The organism is Nocardia inohanensis NBRC 100128, assembly GCF_001612945.1.
Classification (GTDB): Bacteria; Actinomycetota; Actinomycetes; order Mycobacteriales; family Mycobacteriaceae; genus Nocardia; species Nocardia inohanensis.
In genome coordinates, this window is record NZ_BDBK01000001.1 from 1284131 (window position 1) to 1300163 (window position 16033).

At 68.1% G+C, this 16033-nt stretch carries 15 protein-coding genes; 10 read left to right on the forward strand and 5 right to left on the reverse strand.

From position 1 onward, the window contains the following. Positions 1-101 precede the first annotated feature (101 nt). On the reverse strand, positions 102-3599 hold the full coding sequence (gene car, locus NI1_RS06300; RefSeq protein ID WP_067814847.1) for a carboxylic acid reductase: 3498 nt from the start codon (positions 3597-3599) through the stop codon (positions 102-104). Between the two features lie 130 nt (positions 3600-3729). Then, the gene (locus NI1_RS06305; RefSeq protein ID WP_218026685.1) at positions 3730-5130 is read right to left on the reverse strand and encodes an aldehyde dehydrogenase family protein; all 1401 of its coding nucleotides are present in this window, start codon (positions 5128-5130) and stop codon (positions 3730-3732) included. An 87-nt stretch (positions 5131-5217) separates the two neighbouring features. Here NI1_RS06305 and NI1_RS06310 point away from each other — a divergent pair, with 87 nt between their 5' ends. Together NI1_RS06310 and NI1_RS37775 are read left to right on the forward strand one after the other, a co-directional pair. Beyond that, positions 5218-5838 carry a TetR/AcrR family transcriptional regulator gene (locus NI1_RS06310; protein WP_067814852.1) on the forward strand — a complete coding sequence of 207 codons (621 nt, stop codon included), beginning with the start codon at positions 5218-5220 and terminating at the stop codon, positions 5836-5838. Between the two features lie 32 nt (positions 5839-5870). Beyond that, positions 5871-6044 (forward strand): hypothetical protein, encoded by a 174-nt coding sequence (locus NI1_RS37775; RefSeq protein ID WP_157534953.1) that lies wholly within the window; start codon positions 5871-5873, stop codon positions 6042-6044. Positions 6045-6075: 31 nt separating this feature from the next. Here NI1_RS37775 and NI1_RS06315 read toward each other — a convergent pair whose 3' ends face one another. After that, positions 6076-6690 carry a TetR/AcrR family transcriptional regulator gene (locus tag NI1_RS06315; protein ID WP_067814854.1) on the reverse strand — a complete coding sequence of 205 codons (615 nt, stop codon included), beginning with the start codon at positions 6688-6690 and terminating at the stop codon, positions 6076-6078. Positions 6691-6788: 98 nt separating this feature from the next. Here NI1_RS06315 and NI1_RS06320 point away from each other — a divergent pair, with 98 nt between their 5' ends. From NI1_RS06320 to NI1_RS06340, 5 genes are all read left to right on the forward strand, one after another. Then, positions 6789-7682 (forward strand): metal-dependent hydrolase, encoded by an 894-nt coding sequence (locus tag NI1_RS06320; RefSeq protein WP_067815517.1) that lies wholly within the window; start codon positions 6789-6791, stop codon positions 7680-7682. A gap of 47 nt (positions 7683-7729) precedes the next feature. Continuing rightward, entirely contained in the window at positions 7730-8713 is a 984-nt protein-coding gene (locus tag NI1_RS06325) for a PDR/VanB family oxidoreductase (protein WP_084522735.1), read from the forward strand. A 22-nt stretch (positions 8714-8735) separates the two neighbouring features. Continuing rightward, positions 8736-10199: a flavin-containing monooxygenase gene (locus NI1_RS06330; RefSeq protein ID WP_067814858.1), complete on the forward strand. Its 1464-nt coding sequence runs from the start codon at positions 8736-8738 to the stop codon at positions 10197-10199. Continuing rightward, positions 10199-11062: an SDR family oxidoreductase gene (locus NI1_RS06335; protein ID WP_084522595.1), complete on the forward strand. Its 864-nt coding sequence runs from the start codon at positions 10199-10201 to the stop codon at positions 11060-11062. The genes NI1_RS06330 and NI1_RS06335 overlap by 1 nt, the downstream gene beginning before the upstream one ends. 123 nt (positions 11063-11185) lie before the next feature. Further along, entirely contained in the window at positions 11186-12145 is a 960-nt protein-coding gene (locus NI1_RS06340; protein ID WP_067814861.1) for an RDD family protein, read from the forward strand. A 16-nt stretch (positions 12146-12161) separates the two neighbouring features. Here NI1_RS06340 and NI1_RS06345 read toward each other — a convergent pair whose 3' ends face one another. Then, positions 12162-12641, reverse strand: a complete 480-nt coding sequence (locus NI1_RS06345; protein WP_067814863.1) for a methyltransferase family protein — start codon at positions 12639-12641, stop codon at positions 12162-12164. Positions 12642-12698: 57 nt separating this feature from the next. Here NI1_RS06345 and NI1_RS06350 point away from each other — a divergent pair, with 57 nt between their 5' ends. Continuing rightward, positions 12699-13367 carry a TetR/AcrR family transcriptional regulator gene (locus NI1_RS06350; protein WP_067814865.1) on the forward strand — a complete coding sequence of 223 codons (669 nt, stop codon included), beginning with the start codon at positions 12699-12701 and terminating at the stop codon, positions 13365-13367. Here NI1_RS06350 and NI1_RS06355 read toward each other — a convergent pair. Beyond that, the gene (locus NI1_RS06355) at positions 13343-13696 is read right to left on the reverse strand and encodes an anthrone oxygenase family protein (protein ID WP_067814866.1); all 354 of its coding nucleotides are present in this window, start codon (positions 13694-13696) and stop codon (positions 13343-13345) included. The genes NI1_RS06350 and NI1_RS06355 overlap by 25 nt on opposite strands. A gap of 9 nt (positions 13697-13705) precedes the next feature. On the opposite strand from NI1_RS06355, the gene NI1_RS06360 reads away from it, so the two are divergent. Further along, positions 13706-14161, forward strand: a complete 456-nt coding sequence (locus tag NI1_RS06360) for a TetR-like C-terminal domain-containing protein (protein WP_067814868.1) — start codon at positions 13706-13708, stop codon at positions 14159-14161. Positions 14162-14381: 220 nt separating this feature from the next. Then, complete coding sequence (locus NI1_RS06365; protein ID WP_067814871.1) at positions 14382-16013, forward strand: ABC-F family ATP-binding cassette domain-containing protein; 1632 nt, start codon at positions 14382-14384, stop codon at positions 16011-16013. The last annotated feature ends 20 nt before the right edge of the window (positions 16014-16033 follow it).

Here is a 16033-nt window from a genome sequence, read left to right on the forward strand (position 1 = left end):
CCTCCGTGCTCGGGCGTCCCGTTGACGCCTTCATCCGGAACGTCGAAACCGTCCGAGGGATCCGGACATCCTGTTCGCAGGATATTTCCCGCGCGCCGGATTCACAGCAGATCGAGCAGGCGCAGATCCTCCACGTATTTGCCGATGAGCTCCCGCGACAGGTGCGGAATGGTGCCGGTGGGCCCGATCCGCGCCGCTTTCACGGCGGCCTGGAAGTGCTCGGCGGGCAGGGCCGCGCCCGGTAACGGCATTGCCGGGCGGCGGTAGGCGTGCAGCAGGGGCAGCACCGAATGCCGGCGCCGGCGTTCCGGGAGCGCGCGCAGGGCGGTTTCGAACCGGGCGAACCATTCGGCGTAGTCGTCGATGCGTTCGATGGGGTGACCGGCCGCGATCAGCCAATCGACGAAGGTGTCGAGGGAGATGCCGTCGCGGTGCGGGTTGATCACGTCGTAGGTGGCGAAACCGGCGGCGCATTTCGCACCCAGCACGGTGATGGCGGTGGCGGTGAAGTCGGCGGGCAGGCCGTCGTAATGCGCGGGACGGCGGTTGCCGTGGGCATCGGTGGCGTAGAACGATTTCGGGGCGATGCCGGTGGCGAGCAGGCTGAGCATCAGGCGGGTGAACATATCGGGGAGATTGAACTGGCCGCGGAAACGGCTGTGCGCCAGGATCATGTCCGAACGGAAGACGGCCACCGGCAGGCCGAACCGGTCGTGGGCGTCGCGCAGCAGCACCTCGCCCGCCCATTTGCTGTTGCCGTAGCCATTGGCGTAACCGTCGTCGACGGAGCGAACGGCGCTGAACTCGCGCACATCGCCGTCCTCTTCGAAGGCGTCCGGGCTGACCTGCGCGGCGACCGCGACCGTCGAGAGATAGGTGACCGGTTTGCGGCGAGCGGTGAGGGCGAGCCGGATCACCTCGGCGGTGCCGACCACATTGGGGCCGAAGAGCTGGTTGTAGGGGAGTACGTGGTTGACCAGCGCGGCCGGATGCACGATGAGATCTACGGTGGTGGCCAGGCGGCGCCAATCATCCTGGCTCAGACCGAGATTCGGCTCCCCGATATCCCCGGCCAGCACCTCCAGCCGGCGGGCGGCCAGCTCCCGGTAGTGCGCGAGCAGCTCCGGATCGCCGCTGTCGAAGACCGAGTCCAGGCGTGCGCGGGCGGCCTCGGCATCGCTGCCGCGCACCACGCAGATCACCCGGCCGTCGACCTGGTCCATGCGTTCGAGCCATTCCAGGCAGAGGAATCGGCCCAGATAACCGTTGGCTCCGGTCAGCAGCACCGTGCGCGGCTCCTGCGCGGCGTCGGGCAATGATGTTGCCGCGTCCAGGGTTTCGGCATCGATGAACTTGTCCAGGGTCAACTCCGATGCGCGGATCACGCTCGGGTCGGCGTGCACCGAGGCGGCGGTGGGCCGGGTGCGATGGCGTTCGGTCTCGATGTACTCGGCCAGCCCCCGCAGCTCGGTGGCCGGGCCGACGATCAACCCGACCGGCACCTCCACCTCGAAGTAGTCCTGCAACAGGGTCGAAAACGACAGCGCGGACAGCGAATCCCCGCCCAGGTCGATGAAGCGCGCGTCGAGGGGCGGTTCGACCGTGCCGCCGAGCACCGCCCGCGCCGCCCGCACCACGGTCTCACCGACGGGCCGGGTGGCGGCCCCGCTCCACAGCTCCCGCATCTCACTGCGCTGCTGTTGCTCCAGCTCGTCGTAGAGCGCGTGCAGCCGGGTGCCGAAATGCTCTTTCAGCTTGGGCCGCAGCAGTTTTCCGATACCGGACAGCAGTCCGTTGGCCGCGGTGAACGGCTCCGGTTCGATCAGGAACCCGCGCGGCACCTCGTAGGACTCCAGCTGATTGTCCTTCGCGATGGCGTGCAGTGAATCGGTCAGCGCCGCAGGCAATTCCGCCGCATCCAGTTCCAGTGCCCGCGCGGTCGGGACGATCACCGCGAGCAAATACGCCCGCTCACTGGCGCCGTAGACGAAGATCTGCCGGATCAGCGGACTCGTGACGTACAGCGCCTCCAGCTTGGCTACCGCGACGAACTCACCCTGCGACAGCTTGAGCACGTTATTGCGGCGATCGAGATAGATCAGCCGGTCGGGTTCGAGCTCGGCCACGATATCGCCGGTCCGGTAGAACCCGTCGGCATCGAAGATCTCCGCGGTCACTTCGGGCCGTTTGAAGTACCCGGGAATCATCTGCGTCGTCTTGACCAGGAGTTCCCCGCGCGGATGCGGTTGATCGGTGGTGAAGTAGCCCAGCTCGGGCACATCGGCCAGCCGATAATCCAGCACCGGCGGCCGGCGCACCTGGCCATCGAGGATGAGCCCGCCGCCGGCCTCGGTCGAGCCGTAGCCGTCGTGCAACTCCTGCTCCAGCACCGATTCGATGAACGCCTTCATCTCCGCCGACACCGGCGCGCTGCCGACCATCGCCCGCACCACCCGGCCACCCAGGAAGCGCTGCCGCAGTTCGGTTTTCACCGCGGCTTCGGCGTCCGCCGGTGCGGTCCCGTGCTCGACCAGCCGCCGCAGTTCCCGCTGATAATGCTGGAAAACCATGTCGCACAGGCGCGGCACGAAGAAGATCTCGGTGGGCCGTACCTGCGCGATATCGGCGAACAGCATCGACAGATCGCTTTCGGCGGTGAAGTAGGTGGTGCCGCCGCGCGCCAGCGCACCCGCCAGCACCAGCCGCCCGGCCACATGACTCATCGGCATATAGCCGACATTCACCACCGGGACCGGGATCTCGGTCGGCCCGGCCCACATGTTGGTCACCAAGCGTTCGGTGTACATGGCCCCCTTCGGGGTGCCGGTGCTGCCCGAGGTGTAGATGAGCAGGGCGAGCGCCTCCGCACCGCCGGTGACCGGAGTGGCGACCGGTGGCAGCGCCCGGCCGCGTTCCAGCGCGTCGCCGAGCGTTTCGAGCCGTACCGCGCTCGCCGAAAGCCGTTGCCGTGCTTGGTCGAAGTTCTTGGACTGGTAGTCGTCGGCGGGTTCGTAGTCGAAGACCAGGACGGTCTCGACCGGTCCGCCGCCCAGTACACAATCCACCGCCGCATCCAGCAGCTCCAGGCTGACCGCGAGCACCCGGGATCCGGTCTCCGCCAGGATCGAATGCCATTGCGCGGGTGCGGCACTCGCCTGAAGCGGTACCGCGACCGCGCCCGATCGGATGCAGCCGAGATCGAGAATCGTGGTGTCGAGCCCGGCGAAGCCGAGAACGGCCACGAAATCGCCGGTGCGAATGGGTGTTTCGGGATCGTGCAGCCAGGCCGCCGCGAGCTCACCAGCACGCCGCCAGAGCTCGCCGTAGGTGATGGTCTCGAACCCCGGCAGCAGCTGCCGTGCTCGCCGCCCCGAGGCATCGGCCACCACCGCATCGGCCCGCCATCCGATGGCGGGTCGGTCGGCGTAGTGCTCCATGATCGTGGCGACCGTCCCGGCCAGCCCCAATCCCGGCTGCCGAACCGCCGCCGCTACCTCGGGTTCGGGCCGCGCCGCCGAGAGTTGCTCGTCGGCCAGCAATTCGGCCAGCAGCTCGGCGTATCGGACGGCGCGCGCGTCCTCCCGGGTAGCTTCGGTCATAACCGCCCCTCCTGCTTCATCGCAAGGCGCAGCCCGGAGTGGCATTCACTACCGATTAGCTACGCTAACTATTACACGATGGGCTGTGAGCAGCCACAAGTCAAGAGTCCGGGCGGTCTCGATCGCGCGACTACAGCAGCCGGCGCAGCAGACGCGACTTCAGCGCGGTGAACGGGGGATAGGCGACGCGCAGGGTATCCAGGCGCAGCGGCTTGTCGAGCACCGCCTTGGCGTGACTGAAGGTTTCGATCGAGAACGCGCCGTGATAGCGGCCCATGCCACTCTCGCCGACTCCGCCGAACGGCAATCCCGCCACCGCGAGATGCGCGTTCGTGACGCCGAAAGCCAGCGCGCCGGAGGATGTTTCCGCGGACAGGCGCTGTTTGGACGCCTCCGATGCGAGGAAGCCGTACAGGGCGAGCGGCTTGTCGCGCGCGGTGATGAAGGCGATCGCCTCGGTCAGGTCGCGGACTCGCACGATGGGCAGGATCGGGCCGAAGATCTCCTCGCGCATGACCGGCGACTCCGGATCCACATCGGCGAGCACGGTCGGCGCGATGTAGCGGCTCGCGCGATCGGTGTCGCCACCGGTGACGATGCGGCCGTCGGCCAGCAGGCCCGCGAGCCGATCGAAGTGGCGTTCGCTGACGATCCGGCCGTAATCCTCGCTCTGGCGCGGGTTTTCGCCGTACATATCCTGCACGGCCCGGGCGAGCAGCGGTTCGAGCTCGCGCGCGGTATCGCCGATGGCGAGCACGTAGTCGGGCGCGACGCAGGTCTGCCCGGCGTTCATGAACTTGCCCCAGACCAGGCGGCGCGCGGTGGCCGCCAGATCGGCGCTGGGTTCGACGACGGCGGGACTCTTGCCGCCCAGCTCCAGGGTGACCGGCGTCAGGTGGCGGGCCGCGGCGGTCATCACAATGCGCCCGACCGTGCCGTTGCCGGTGTAGAAGATGTGGTCGAAGCGCTGTTCCAGCAGTTCGGTGGTCTCCCGCACCGCGCCCTCCACAACCGCGATCGCGTCCCGGTCGAGGTACTCCGGCACCCATTTCGCGATCGCCGCCGCGGTGGCCGGGGCGAGTTCGCTGGGCTTGAGGACCGCGCAGTTCCCGGCGGCCAGCGCGCCGACCAGCGGTGCGAGGGCCAGCTGCAACGGGTAATTCCACGGGGCGATGATCAGCACCGTGCCCAGCGGTTCCAGCACGGTGCGGGCGCGAGCGGGGGCCAGCGCCTGCGGCACCCGGGCGCGCCGCGGCCGCAGCCATCGATCCAGATGCTTTACCGCATGGTCGATCTCGTTGATCGTGAAGCCGATCTCGGTGGTGTACGCCTCGATGGCGCTCTTGCCGAGATCAGCTCGCAGTGCGGCCGCGAACTCGTCCTCCCGCTCCACCAGCAGGCGCTTCAACGCGCCCAGCTGCGCCTTGCGCCACTCGATCGGACGGGTTCGGCCATCGTCGAAGGTACGGCGCAGGCGGGCAACGGTGCCCGCCGCGTCCACGGTCTCGGCGAGTACTGCGATGTCGGTCATGCCGACCACCATATACGAAACGAAAGGATTTAGTTTCGTAATTATGAGGGTTCCGTTGCCGTCCCGGCCACGCAGTACGCTGACGCCATGACAGCAGAGGCCACCGCGCGCCGCGGACGTCCCCGGGACGCCGCGCGGGATCAAGCGATCCTGGACGCGACCCTCGCGGTCCTCGCCGAAACCGGCTACGGCGGCCTCACCACCGCGGCCGTGGCCACCCGGGCCGGCGTCTCCACCGCCACCCTCTACCGCCGCTGGTCCTCCAAGGAAGCCCTGGTGGTCGCGGCCGCCGCCACCTACGGCTCACACGTCGGCGACACGCCCGACACCGGCAGCCTCGAAGGTGATCTGCGAACCATCCTGCGCGCCAAGGCGGTTGTCTCCACCGGCCCGAGCGGCATGCTGCTGCGAGCCCTCATCGGCGAGGCTTCCCACAACGGGGTCCTCGCGCAAGCGCTGGCGGGGGCATTCCTCCAGCCCGTGCGCGAGCGGGTGGCCGAGGCCGTCCGCCGCGCTACCGACCGCGGCGAAATCGCCCCCGTCGAAACCCCCGACCTGATCGGCGATCTCGTGATCGGGCCCGTGATGAGCCGCTTCTTCTTCACTACCTCGACCCCGGACGCCTTCGATGCCACCGATGCCGAACGCACCGCAGACGCCTTGCTGCCCTTGGTTTTACGGGCGCTCGGAGCCACACCCTCCGGGTAGTCTGGGATGACGCGAATCCGGAGGGGGACATCATGTCGTCGAACGATCAGCCCGAGCAGTCCGATGACCCGCGCGCCAAGTGGCGCCGGCTACCCGCCGAACCCGCGCACTACGTCGAGGAAACCCATATCGACGGGGACGCATCGGGCTACACGGTGCCCGCTGTCGACCCCGGCGCGGACTTCACTCGAAACTACGGCGGCTAGGCGGCCGAGCTCGAGCCGGTCTCGAGCCGGTCTATCCGGTGATTATCGGGACGACGTATTTCCGCGCGTAATCGGCCAGTTCGGCATCGGTTCGAAGCTCGATCGCGCCGCGCGGCACCAGGATCAGCGAATGGACCACGCGGCAGGCCATTTCGGTGCGGGTGGGCAGGTCTTCGGCGGCGGTGAACAGTCCGCGCTCGGCCGCGTCCGCGAGGATCTGGGTGGTGGCGGCTACCGAGAGGGCGAAGGTGCCGTTGTCCTCGGCGGTGAGCTTCATGATCACGCGTTCGGGTTCGACGGTGAGCAGGCGTTCCACCAGAGGGTGTGCGCGCCAGCGGGTTACGACGGTGGTGAAGACCTCGGCGATGAGGTCTGCGATGTCGGCGTGGCGGGAGGGCATCGGGGCCAGCTCGCCCAACAGGCGTTCCACTTCGCGGCGGACCACGGCCTGCACGAGGTCGTCCCGGGAGCCGATGCGGCGGTAGACGGTCACCCGGTCGACGCCCGCCTGCTTGGCCACATCCTCGATGGTCGATTTCTTGACGCCGACCTTCTGGAACTGGACGAGGGCCGCGTCGAGGATGCGGTGCTCGATGTCGTCGGCCGCGTCGGTGCGGGTCGCAGGGGGTTTCGAGGCGGCGGTCACGGGCTCAACGCTAGCAGCACGGGTGTGTTCTGCAACAAATCCTCCTGATTTGTGTCTGCAACATTGCAATGCGATTTGTTGCGCTGTACGGTCGGCTCATGGCTGAGAAGGTCGGCGCGACGAGGCGCCACTACAGCGACGAAGCCCATGCGATCAATCCCCGAGCGGTGCGGTTCGACTTCACGTCGGTGCCCATGCACTACATTCCCGGCGAGGTCCTGGCCACCCACATCGTCAATGTCATGCATCTGGTGCTGCCCGAAGGGGAACGGGCGATGGCGCAGGCGCTTTCGGAAGCGCTGCCGTATATCCGGGACGAGCGGCTGCGGGAGGAGGTGACCGGGTTCATCGGGCAGGAATCCATGCATGCCGGCAGTCATGAGGCGGCGCGCGAGCATTTGCAGGCGATCGGGCTGGACGTGGCGGGGTACGTGAGCCGGGTCGCGTGGCTGGTCGATCGGATTCTCGGGGATCACGGGCTGAGCGGGCGGGCGCGCGAGCAGTGGCTCAAGGAGCGGCTCGGATTGTTCGCGGGGATGGAGCATTACACCGCTGTACTGGGTGAATGGCTGCTGAATGCCGATGTGCTGGAGCACAAGGGGATGCATCCGGCCATGCTCGATCTGGTGCGATGGCACGGGGCGGAGGAGGTCGAGCATCGCAGCGTGGTCTACGACGCGTACATGTATCTCGATGGGGGATACGCGCGTAAGGCCCGGACGGCGGTGCTGGCCAGCGCGACGCTGCTGCCGCTGTTCATCGTGTCCACGGCGCATCTGTTCCGCAAGGACCCCTCGGCCGACAGGGGGCGGTTCTGGGGCGCGCAGTTCCTCGATGCCACCCGGCGCGGGGTGATTCCGAGTTGGACGGTGTTCTTCAGCGAATTGCCGCGGTACCTGCGGCCGGGATTCCATCCCTCGCAATTGGGCCCGATGGACAAGGCATTGCGGTATCTCGCGCATTCGCCCGCGGCACGGGCGGCGGGAGAGTGAGCGTGGTCGAGCAGCAGCCTGCCGGCTTGCGCGTACTCGGCGGGGTGATGGACGCCTACAAGCGGGTGTTCGTCTCCGGCCGCGCCGCCGGACTGCTGTCGCCGCCGAACCCGGTGCGGCACAGCGGGTTCGAACTGTTCGTCACCGTCGGCCGGATCGATCGGGTGGCGCCGGACGTGATCGCGCTGACGCTGCGGTCGGCGACCGGCGGAGTGCTGCCGGCATGGCGGCCCGGCGCGCATATCGATGTGTTCCTGCCGTCGGGCCGGCAACGGCAGTACTCGCTCTGTGGCGACCCGGCCAACCAGTGGCGGTACCGGATCGCGGTGCGCGCGATCCCGGGCGGCATCGGGTCACGTGAGATACACGAATCGGTGCGGGCCGGGCAGCGGCTGCGAATTCGCGGTCCGCGCAATGCCTTCGCCCTCGTCGACGCGCCGTCCTACCTGTTCCTCGCGGGCGGCATCGGGATCACGCCGATCCTGCCGATGGCGCAGGCCGCCGGGGCCCGCGGACGGCTGGTGTACCTGGGGCGATCGCGGGCCTCCATGCCGTTCCTGCACGAGCTGCCCGGCGCGGAGATCCGGCCCGACGACGAATACGGGATCAGCGATATCGCCGAACTGATCGCGAGTGCGGAACCCGGTGCGGCCGTGTATGTCTGCGGCCCTCCGCCCATGCTGGCGGCGGCGCAGCGCTGCCGGTTCCGGCTGGATCCGACCGGTTCGCTGCACACCGAACGGTTCTCGGCGCCGCCGGTGACCGATGGGACCGCCTTCGACATCACCCTCGCGCGCAGCGGGACCACCGTCCGGGTCGGACCCGAGGAGACCGCGCTCGCGGCGATCCGGCGGCGGCTGCCCGATATCGGATACTCCTGCCAGCAGGGGTTCTGCGGTACCTGCAAGGTGCGGGTGCTGGCGGGCGCCGTCGAACATCGCGATCGCGCGCTCACCGAATCCGAACGAGCCGAGCAGATGCTGATCTGCGTGTCCCGCGCCGCGGGCGACGGCCTCGTCCTCGATCTCTGATCATTCCCTGGAGAACTGACTGATGCCTGGTAGTACCGAGCATGCCCACATCGTGGTCGTCGGCGCCGGATTCGGCGGCATCGGCCTCGCGATCAAGCTGCGCGAGGCCGGATTTCACGATCTGGTGATCCTGGAACGCGCCGCCGATCTGGGCGGCACCTGGCAGGCCAACACCTACCCCGGGTGTGCCTGCGATGTGCCGTCACAGCTGTACAGCTACTCGTTCGCGCCCAATCCGGACTGGTCGCGCACGTACGGGACGCAGCCCGAGATACTTTCGTACCTGCGGCGGGTGGCGACCGAACACGATGTGGTGCGGCACATTCGATTCGGAGCCGAGGTCCTGGATGCCCACTGGGACGACGACCGAACGGTATGGGAGATCGAGTATGCGGGCGGGCATCTCACCGCCGACATCCTGATCTCGGCGACCGGAGTCTTCGCCGACGCGAAATACCCGAACCTGCCCGGCCTGGAGTCCTTCCAAGGCAAGAGCTTTCACTCCCTGCACTGGGACCACGAGCACGACCTGACCGGGGAACGAGTGGCGGTGATCGGCACCGGGGCCTCCGCGGTGCAGTTCGTACCCGAGATTCAGCCGCGGGTCGGCAACCTGCTGTTGTTCCAGCGCTCCGCGCCCTGGATCGTGCCGCGCCTGGACCGCGCCACCTCCAGCCTGGAGCGATTCCTGCTGCGCCGGGTCCCGCTCACCCAGAAGGCGATCCGCGGCGGCTGGTACGCGGCGATCGAGGGCTTCGGCCTGATCTCCCTGGTGGACCAGCGTTTCCGGCACCCCTACGAGGCGCTGGGACGGTGGCAGCTGCTACGTCAGGTCCGCGATGCGCGTCTGCGCGACACCCTGACACCGGACTATGTGATCGGGTGCAAACGCGCCATCTTCTCCGATGCGTACCTGCCCGCACTGGATCAACCCAATGTCGAGGTCGTGACGCAGGGCATCGCCGAGGTCCGGGCGCACTCGATCCTGCTGCGCGACGGCACCGAGCACGAGGTCGACACCATCATCTTCGGCACCGGCTTCACCGCCATCCCCACCGCTTTCGAACGCTTCAAAGGCCGTCACGGCCGCTCCATCGCCGACCTGTACCGCGAACACCCGCAGAGCTACCTCGGCGCGACCATCGCCGGATTCCCCAACTTCTTCTGCACCCTCGGCCCCTTCGGCGCGGCCGGTAACCAATCCGCCATCTACATGATCGAATCCCAGATCGCCTACATCGTGGATGCCGTGAAAACTCTGCGCGACAACGGAACCCGCCGCATCGAACTACGCCGCCGGGTCCAGGACGCGTTCTTGTCCGAAATGGCGCGCCGCAGCTCCACCAGCGTCTGGCTCACCGGCGGCTGCCAGAGCTACTACACCACCCCCGACGGCCGCAATGCCGGGCTGTACCCCAACTGGAGCTTCGAATACCGCAGACGCACCAGGCGATTCGATGCCGCGTCCTATGAAATGAGCAACTGATGGGCATGACGAAACCGCCCTACCCCATCCGGAACCGTGTCGTCCTCATCACCGGCGCGGGCCAGGGCATCGGCCGCGAATTGGCCGGCCTGTTGCACCGGCGCGGAGCCGAGATCGCCGTCCTCGACATCGACCCGGCCGCTGCCGAATCCGCCGCGAAACAGCTGGGGGAGCGCGCTTTTGCGATCGCCGCCGACGTCGCCGACCGCGCGGCGATGTCGGCAGCCATCGACCAGGTCGTCAACCGATTCGGGCAACTGGACGTCGTGGTCGCCAACGCCGGTGTGGTCCCCGCACCGGCCACCCTGCGCACCATCGACGCCCGCGCCTTCGACCGGGTCATCGACATCAACCTCACCGGCGTCTTCAACACCGTGCAGCCCGCCCTCGACCACGTGATCCGCGCCCGCGGCCACGTCGTGGTCGTATCCTCCTGCGCCGCATTCGCTCCCGGCATGGGCGGCGCGCCCTACATGATCAGCAAAGCCGGTGTGGAACAACTCGGCCGCGCCCTGCGAGTGGAACTCGCACCGCACAGCGCCACGGCGGGCATCGCCTATTTCGGCATCGTCGACACCGCCATGACCCGGAACACCCTCGACGACAACGACATCGGCCGCCGCCTCGACAACCTGCTGCCCTGGCCGCTGAACCTGCGCATCACCGCCGCCCAGGCCGCCCGCACCATCGCCGACGGCATCGAACGCCGCGCGGCCCGCACCATCGCCCCCGCGGGCTGGCAGCCCTACGCCCTGCTGCGCGGCCTGATCAATACCGTCCTGGATTCCGCCCTCACCGCGGACCCTCGCGTTCACGCCCTGCTGCGTGAGGTCGAACGGCGCACCGTGACACCGAGCCGATGAGGCCGGGTGCTCATCCCGGCTGTCATCCGAGGGAATGACAGCCGTTCCATCCCCGCGCCGGTGGATCTAGGCTGGCCGCAGCGGCTTTCGGTCGTCCGGGGCCACAGGGGAGAGTGCGGATCCATGGCTGATTCACGAAATTCGTTCGGAGCGGCGCCGTTCGGCCGGCAGGTGGCGGGCTGGGCAATCGACTTCGCGATCCTGCTGGGCGTGGCGGCGATCCTGACCTGGGTGACGCACTATCGGATCGCCGACTACCTGACCAGCGTCCCGGATCTGGCGCAGACGGGCGCGTGGGATGTGCTCGGCGCGCACGGCGACTGGGGCGGCGCGGGGAAGGCGTTCGGTCGGGACGTCGTCGATCAGGTGCTCTCCGATGTCATCGAGGCGTTCGCGGCGCTGATCCTGATCGCCGGCGCGTACCGCTTCGTGAGCCTGGCATGGAAGGACCGGACGGCGGGGCAGATGCTGCTCGATCTGCGAGTAGGACCGCGGTTCGAACCCGAACGCGCACTGGATATCCGGCGCTCGATGGTGCGGGCCACCGTGAGCACGGTGATCGATGTCGGGCTGTACTCGGTGGCGTGCATCGCGCTGCTGGAAGGGGAGTTCGCACTCTCCTTCGTGCTGTGGCTGGCCGCCGTGGTGGTGCTGCTGGTCAACGCCGTGCTGCTGGCTCGCGGCCGGTCCCTGTCGGACCGGATCGCGGGAACCGTGGTGCTGCCGGCCGGGCTGTATGAGCGGTCGTGGGCGGCGGCCAAGGACAATGCCGTGGTGCAGCGCGGGATCGACCGCGCGCAGACCGGATACGTACAGGCGCAACAGGTCACGCAGGCGATGCGTTCCACCGCGGCGCAACTGGGCGACCCGGCCGCATTGCAGCAGTTGCGCGAGTCCGAGCAGGCCAGGCAACTGCTCGATCGCGCCCAGGACGCGGGCCGGCGCGGCGTGGCCGCGGCCCGGCAGGCGGCCGCCTCCGATGCCAGCAAGCAGGCACAGCAGGCGGCCCGGAAACTGGGTGCCAGCGCATTGAACGCGTACAACAAGCGGCGGCCGGGCGGCGACGAGTTCGAAAACCGATGAGCATGGTGGGGCGGAGTCAGATCCAGCGCCGGACGGCAGTGCGATAGTCGAGGTACTCGCGGTCGAATCGTGCTGTCAGGTAACGCTCTTCGGGCCGGATTACCAGGAAAGTGATCAGTACCAGTGTGACCGGTAGCAGCAGTATCGGCCACCAGGTGCCCATCAGTAGCGCGCAGCCGGTGACCGCGACGGCCAGCCCGGTGTACATCGGGTTGCGGGAGAGGCGGTAGACGCCGGTCGTGATCAGATGCGCGACCGGTCGGTGCGGAACGATCGTGGTGCGGTGGCGGATCACCGCGGCGACTCCGGAGAAGGTGAACGCCAATCCCAGCGCGGCCGCCACGCCTCCGATGATCGCGGTCGCGGGCCGACCGCCGACCGGCAGGGCGATGACCTGGTCGAGCAGCGCCCCGCCGGCCAGGGCGGCGGCGTAGTACAGCGGAGGCGGAATGAATACGACGCGGGCGCCGCGTTCGGCAAGAGAATCGCGCGTCATCGAGGGCCTACTTTCGGTAGAGGAGAACTCTATCCAATATATGATTACACTACCGAAGTGGTTGTCAAGAGGCGATATGAATCCGTGCACCGCCAGGACCAGGCGCGACAGACCCGGCTGGCGGTTCTTGAGGGGGCCCGAAAGCTCTTCGTGGCGTCCGGTTACGGCGGCACCACCCTCGCGGCGATCGCGGCCGAAGCGGGCGTATCGGTCCAGACGGTGTACAAGATCTTCGGAAACAAGCAGACCCTGCTCTCCGAATTGGTGGATCTCACCATCGCGGGCGACGACGAACCGGTCGCTCTGGCTCAGCGGCAGTTCGTAGCCGATATCCGGGCCCTCGGCACCGCCCGCGCCAAGCTGGCGCGTTACGCGTCCCATCTCGTCCTCACCCTTTCCCGCCAGCACGACGTCATGCTCGCGGTCGCCGGCGCGGCCGCCGTGGACCGTGACGCGGCCGCCATCTGGGAGAAGAACGTCACCGAACGGCGAAACGGGATGTCGATGTTCGCCGCCGAACTGGCCACCACCGGCGAACTGCGCGAGGACTACTCGTCGGAGATGGTCGTCGACGTCCTGTGGCTGGCCATGGACCTCCGCAACTTCGACTGGCTGGTACGGCAACGCGGTTGGAGCACCAGCCAATTCGAAGAGTGGTATGTCGATTCGGTGGCGGCGTCGATTCTCCGCCCGTCCTCCGATCACGCAGCGGCTTCGCCCGGCTGATAGTCGTCCCCGCGCCCGATGCCCGCATCCCCGGACCGGATCACGGCGATGACCGCCGCCAGGAAAGCGGCCAGCGCGCAAGCGGTTCGGGCGAAGTGGAACTGCTCCCAATGGCGCAGCATCTCGGCGTAGTCGCTCGGGGCGCCACTCACCGCCCAGACCTTGATGTGCTGGTTGATGGGGACATTGCCGAGACGGGTGATGAGGAACGAGGCGACGGCGAGGGCGGCCAGCGCCCGTACCTGGCCGGTGGACCGCACCGCCAGGGCCGAGGTGCTGAGGATGGTCAGGGCCATGAGGGCTTGCATGACCGGTCCGTTCACCTGCATGAGAGCGGTGTGAAAGGTGAACCGGACGTCCAGGGGGCGGATCGCGACGCGTCGATCGCCGATGCCCTGGGCGAAACCGTCTCCGCGGATATGAGGATTCCCGACACCGGTTCGATCGAAGACGATCTGCGGGAACTGGCGCGCGGGCTGGTCGAATGGGTGAAAAGCCCCGGGAGACAGGCGGTTCTGGCCGTGCTGCTCGCGGAACGCACCGGGTCCGCGCGGCCGCCGGACGCCGTGCGGCACATCTTCCGCGACCGCATCCGGCAGGCCCTGCCGGTGGTGGCGCGGGCGGTGGACCGGGGCGAACTCCCGCCCGGCGTCGATGCCGCCGAGCTGGTGAAAGCCGTTGTCGCACCGATCTACTTCCGTGCCTTGATAACTCGCGAGCAGCTGACCGGCACGATCGCGGAGAAAGCCGTCCAGCTGGCGCTGACCGGTGCGCGTGCGGGCGTTTTCGGGTGACAGCAGGGCGTTTCGCGTGGTGCTGGAACATCCCCGGCTGTCGGCGCGGTTTCAATGATGCGGGGCGCTGACGGCTCGGTGTGCGGCGGCCGGGTGTGATCCTGCGCCCCTGACCTCGGCGTCCGCTGGGGGTTGAAGTAAAATCGGTGCTTCTTGTGTGTTCAGCGACGCACAATCGCTCAGTTATTGCCTGGCAGCCGCTCTTACCGAGGAGACTTTTGTGATCACCGCGACCGACCTGGAGGTCCGGGCCGGAGTCCGCACCCTGCTGACGGCGCCCGGTTCGGCGTTGCGGGTACAGGCCGGTGACCGGATCGGGCTGGTCGGTCGGAACGGCGCGGGCAAGACCACCACGTTGCGGATTCTGGCCGGTGAGGGTGAACCTTACGCGGGCAAGGTCATCCGGTCGGGGGAAATCGGGTATTTGCCGCAGGATCCCAAGGAAGGCAATCTCGACGTACTCGGGCGCGATCGGGTGCTGTCGGCGCGCGGACTGGACACGCTGCTGCGGGAGATGGAGAAGCAGCAGGCGCTGATGGCCGAGGTGGCCGACGAGGCCGCCCGGGACAAGGCGATCCGCAAGTACGGGCAGCTCGAGGATCGGTTCTCGGCGCTGGGCGGGTATGTCGCCGAGAGCGAGGCGGCGCGCATCTGCAACAGCCTGGGGCTGCCGGATCGGGTGCTGGGGCAGGCGCTGCGCACCCTCTCGGGCGGTCAGCGGCGCCGAATCGAGTTGGCGCGCATCCTTTTCGCGGCCTCCGACGGCAGCGGCGGCAAATCCGACACCGTGCTGCTGCTGGACGAGCCCACCAACCACCTCGACGCCGACTCCATCACCTGGCTGCGCGGGTTCCTCCAGAACCACGACGGCGGGCTCATCGTGATCTCGCACGATGTGGACCTGCTGGCCGACGTGGTGAACAAGGTCTGGTTCCTGGACGCGGTGCGCGGCGAGGCCGACATCTACAACATGACCTGGCACAAGTACCTCGACGCCCGCGCCACCGACGAACAGCGCCGCCGCCGCGAACGCGCCAATGCCGAGAAGAAGGCGAGCGCGCTCAAGGTGCAGGCCGCCAAGATGGGCGCCAAGGCCACCAAAGCCGTTGCGGCACAGAACATGCTCAAGCGAGCCGAGCGCATGCTGTCGGAGGTCGACGAGATCCGCGTGTCGGACCGGGTGGCGCGGATCCGCTTCCCGGAGCCCGCCTCCTGCGGCAAGACGCCGCTGATGGCCAAGAACCTCACCAAGATGTACGGCTCGCTGGAGATCTTCGCGGGCGTGGACCTGGCCATCGACAAGGGCAGTCGGGTGGTGGTGCTCGGCCTCAACGGCGCGGGTAAGACGACGCTGCTGCGCCTGCTGGCCGGTGTCGAACAGCTCACCGCCGGCGGCATCGAACCCGGATACGGTTTGAAGGTCGGCTATTTCGCGCAGGAGCACGACACCCTCGACGACAATGCGACGGTGTGGGAGAACATCCGCCACGCCGCCCCCGACGCCGGCGAGCAGGAGCTGCGCAGCCTGCTGGGCGCGTTCATGTTCTCCGGCCCGCAGCTGGAGCAGCCCGCGGGCACGCTCTCCGGCGGTGAGAAGACCCGTCTGGCGCTGGCCGGCCTGGTGTCCTCCGCGGCGAACGTGCTGCTGCTCGACGAGCCGACCAACAACCTGGACCCGGTCTCGCGCGAGCAGGTCCTCGATGCGCTGCGGTCCTACGCCGGCGCTGTCGTGCTGGTGACGCACGATCCCGGCGCGGCCGAGGCGCTGAACCCCGAGCGCGTCATCATGCTCCCGGACGGCACCGAAGATCACTGGTCGCAGGATTATCTGGAGCTCATCCAGCTGGCCTGAGCGCGGTCCGGCTCCCTCCG

Excerpts from the sequence above, each read along its gene's own strand:
- car (WP_067814847.1), bottom strand. The coding sequence starts at position 3,599 with ATGACCGAAGCTACCCGGGAGGACGCGCGCGCCGTCCGATACGCCGAG.
- NI1_RS06305 (WP_218026685.1), bottom strand. The coding sequence starts at position 5,130 with ATGACCGACATCGCAGTACTCGCCGAGACCGTGGACGCGGCGGGCACC.
- NI1_RS06310 (WP_067814852.1), top strand. The coding sequence starts at position 5,218 with ATGACAGCAGAGGCCACCGCGCGCCGCGGACGTCCCCGGGACGCCGCG.
- NI1_RS37775 (WP_157534953.1), top strand. The coding sequence starts at position 5,871 with ATGTCGTCGAACGATCAGCCCGAGCAGTCCGATGACCCGCGCGCCAAG.
- NI1_RS06320 (WP_067815517.1), top strand. The coding sequence starts at position 6,789 with ATGGCTGAGAAGGTCGGCGCGACGAGGCGCCACTACAGCGACGAAGCC.
- NI1_RS06325 (WP_084522735.1), top strand. The coding sequence starts at position 7,730 with ATGGACGCCTACAAGCGGGTGTTCGTCTCCGGCCGCGCCGCCGGACTG.
- NI1_RS06330 (WP_067814858.1), top strand. The coding sequence starts at position 8,736 with ATGCCTGGTAGTACCGAGCATGCCCACATCGTGGTCGTCGGCGCCGGA.
- NI1_RS06335 (WP_084522595.1), top strand. The coding sequence starts at position 10,199 with ATGGGCATGACGAAACCGCCCTACCCCATCCGGAACCGTGTCGTCCTC.
- NI1_RS06340 (WP_067814861.1), top strand. The coding sequence starts at position 11,186 with ATGGCTGATTCACGAAATTCGTTCGGAGCGGCGCCGTTCGGCCGGCAG.
- NI1_RS06345 (WP_067814863.1), bottom strand. The coding sequence starts at position 12,641 with ATGACGCGCGATTCTCTTGCCGAACGCGGCGCCCGCGTCGTATTCATT.
- NI1_RS06355 (WP_067814866.1), bottom strand. The coding sequence starts at position 13,696 with ATGCAGGTGAACGGACCGGTCATGCAAGCCCTCATGGCCCTGACCATC.